1 protein-coding gene is annotated in these 2612 nt (G+C 31.4%); it reads left to right on the top strand.

The window, feature by feature from the left end; genetic code table 11:
* The coding region (locus AFK68_RS02500; protein WP_246843949.1) for a DNA polymerase at positions 1–2323 on the top strand (2323 nt) is incomplete at its 5' end.
* Between the last annotated feature and the right edge of the window lie 289 nt (positions 2324–2612).

Raw genomic sequence — 2612 nt, 5'->3', positions numbered from 1 at the left:
TGATATTGAATCTCTGCAAAAATTATCATCTCAACTGCAAAAAGATAAAGATGCTCAGAAAAATCAATCTCCAGAGAAATCTTTATATCGTTTATTAGTAGATGTAGAACAACCTGTAGAATCTGTTTTAGCAGAAATGGCATCTCAAGGAATTAAGATTGACATTGAATCTCTGCAAAAATTATCAAGTCAACTACAAAAAGACGCACAGAAAAATCAAGTGGCTGAGAAATCTTTATATCGTTTATTAGTAGATGTAGAAAAACCTTTAGAATCGGTTTTAACCGAAATGGAATATCAGGGAATTAAGATTAATATTGAGTCTCTGAAAAAATTATCAAGTCAACTGCAAAAAGACGGGAAAAATCAATCTCCAGAGAAATCTTTGTACAAATTATTAGTAGATGTAGATGTAGAACAACCTTTAGAATCTGTTTTAGCAGGAATGGAACTTCAGGGAATTAAGATTGACATTGCATCTCTGCAAAAATTATCAAGTCAACTGCAAAAAGATGCACAGAAAAATCAACAGACTGAAAAATCTTTGTACAAATTATTAATGGATGTAGAAAAACCTTTAGAGTCTGTTTTATCAGAAATGGAATTTCAGGGAATTAAGATTGACATTGAATCTCTGCAAAAATTATCAAGTCAACTGCAAAAAGATAAAGATGCTCAGAAAAATCAAGTGGCTGAAAAATCTTTGTACAAATTATTAGTAGATGTAGAAAAACCTTTAGAATCTGTTTTAGCAGAAATGGAACTTCAGGGAATTAAGATTGACATTGCATCTCTGCAAAAATTATCAAGTCAACTGCAAAAAGATGCACAGAAAAATCAAACGACTGAGAAATCTTTGTACAAATTATTAGTAGATGTAGAACAACCTTTAGAATCTGTTTTAGCAGAAATGGAACTTCAGGGAATTAGAATTGATCTTGAATACCTCAAAAAATTCTCAAATCAACTGCAAAAAGATTTAGGTGAAATTGAAAAAAGAGCTTGTCAAACTGTCGATAGTCTAACTCTACAAGAACATCTCAAAACAGAAATTCAGAATATAGACCCCAATTCATTTACCAATCAACAAGAATTAAAAAAAGCAATATCTAGCCCCATACTAAAAGCATACATAAACAAATTATCAAAAGAACAAAGACAAGACTTAGCAACTATTGAAAACCAAATTCATCAAGCAAAAACCAGCGACTTATTAAACCTCAACTCCCCATCTCAATTAAGCGAACTCCTGTTTGAAATACTCAGTCAAAATCAGAAAAAATCGCGCCGAATAAAAACAGGTTACTCCACAGATGTAGTAGTCTTAGAAAAATTACAAACAGAACCAGAACATCATCCCATTATTGATGAAATATTAAATCATCGAACCTTATACAAACTCTTTTCTACTTATGTCGAAGCCATACCAAAATTAGTTCGTTCAGATACTCAAAGAGTACATACAAACTTTAATCAAACTCAAACAGATACAGGACGTTTATCCTCTTCCGAACCAAACTTACAAAATATTCCCATAGGTACAAAATTTTCTCGGCAAATTCGTCAAGCATTTCTGCCAAAAAAAGATTGGTTATTAGTATCAGCAGATTATTCCCAAATAGAATTAAGAATCTTAGCACATTTGAGTCAAGAACCAGTCTTAATAGAAGCTTATCAAAATAATCAAGACGTACATACAGTCACAGCCAAACTATTATTTGAAAAAGAGAAAAATTCACCAGAAGAAAGACGAGTCGGTAAAACAATAAACTTTGGCGTAATCTATGGAATGGGAGCGCAAAAATTAGCAAGGTCTGTCAAAATAACAGTCAAAGAAAGTAAACAATTTCTAGCAAGATATAAACAACAATATTCCCAAGTATTTGCCTATTTAGATAACTTGAAAAAACAAGCGATCGCTCAAGGTTATGTGGAAACAATATTAGGTCGTCGGCGTTATTTTGAATTTGAATCTAAAACTCTCCGCGAGCTAAAAGGTAAACAAATAGAAGAGATTAATTTACAGCAATTAAAACTCAGTCAAAATGATGCTCAAATTTTAAGAGCAGCAGCTAATTCGCCAATTCAAGGTTCAAGTGCAGATATTATTAAAATAGCCATGATTAAACTGAATGAAATATTGCAAAATTATCAGACAAAATTATTGTTACAAGTACATGATGAATTAGTATTTGAAGTACCACCATTAGAGTCGGAAGAATTGCAACAAGTAATTAAATCTACAATGGAAAATGCCGTCAATTTAAAAGTACCCTTAATAGTAGATATTCATGGAGGTAAAAATTGGATGGAGACTAAATAGAGTCTGTTTAGTTATCAGTTATTAGTAGCTCCTACTTCAGTTGATGAAATAAATATTATTTACCAATGAATAATGGATAATTGATAACTGATAATTAATCCCCAAAAGTTTAAACCCTCTCCTTTTCAATTGATAATACCATGCATGAAAAAAGAATGCTACAAAAAGTGCATCTCTATCAGAGATAGTTAAAAATAGCTGCTAAAAATTCATTATAGACAGCTATATCTATTATTTTCCCTCTTTTCTTCAATATTTATTACTTCTTCCTTCTTCCTTCTTCCTTCTT

This window comes from Hydrocoleum sp. CS-953 (assembly GCF_002260545.1).
GTDB lineage: Bacteria > Cyanobacteriota > Cyanobacteriia > Cyanobacteriales > Microcoleaceae > Trichodesmium.
This window is presented reverse-complemented; position numbering and strand designations above follow the sequence as displayed.